We start from the raw sequence: 765 nt of genomic DNA on the forward strand, positions 1-765 counted from the left end.
GCAAATACTAAACTTTTCACTAGCTAATTACTTGCAAAAACGGATGAGTCCATATACGTAGGCTGGGCTGAAAAGCCCAGCATCATCTCATTCCCCAAGCCTCAACTGTCCAAAAACATCATTACAAGCCCAATCCTTTTTTAAAATCCCTTGACTGATAAAACGATGGATACTCGAATATCTCCAATCAGAAGGAGTAACAACATAACCATGTTTGACTGGATTGAAATGAATATAATTTACATGATGCTCATAGTCTTTTGAGTTTGTGATGACGTGTTCCCAGTAACGGCGTTGCCAAATACCACGCTCACGTTTATTTTTCCGAGATTGAGATATCTTTTCTCCCAAATCAATTTGCCTGGAAAATGCAGATTTGATTAAACTTATCCGAATAGAATAATTCATATCTCCTTCAGGCAAAGTCATAATCATATGGTAATGATCCGGTAAGATGACTATCGCATCTAAATAGAAAGGATGTCTCATTTGAACTGTTTTAAAAGCAGCTCTTAGGGCATCAATTCGATGCAGGAGTAAATTACTCCTTCGGTCTTGCAGATTTATTGTAAAAAAATAACTGGCATTTGGTATTAATACTCTTCGGTAACTACGCATAAGGTTGGTTTTATAATTCCATTTTGGGGTTTATAACCGGTTTAGGGTTGATATTCAATATATGTTGCTGGGCTTTTCAGCCCAGCCTACGTATATGGACTCATCCGTTTTTGCAAGTAATTAGCTAGTGAAAAGTTTAGTATTTGC

At 36.9% G+C, this 765-nt stretch carries 1 protein-coding gene; it reads right to left on the minus strand.

Annotation, left to right across the window (positions count from 1 at the left end; all coding sequences use genetic code 11):
- Positions 1-87 precede the first annotated feature (87 nt).
- Positions 88-618, minus strand: a complete 531-nt coding sequence (locus Lstg_RS16255; RefSeq protein ID WP_058478663.1) for an REP-associated tyrosine transposase — start codon at positions 616-618, stop codon at positions 88-90.
- Positions 619-765 lie beyond the last annotated feature (147 nt).

Source organism: Legionella steigerwaltii (assembly GCF_001468065.1).
Classification (GTDB): Bacteria; Pseudomonadota; Gammaproteobacteria; order Legionellales; family Legionellaceae; genus Legionella; species Legionella steigerwaltii.

Excerpts from the sequence above, each read along its gene's own strand:
- Lstg_RS16255 (WP_058478663.1), bottom strand. The coding sequence starts at position 618 with ATGCGTAGTTACCGAAGAGTATTAATACCAAATGCCAGTTATTTTTTT.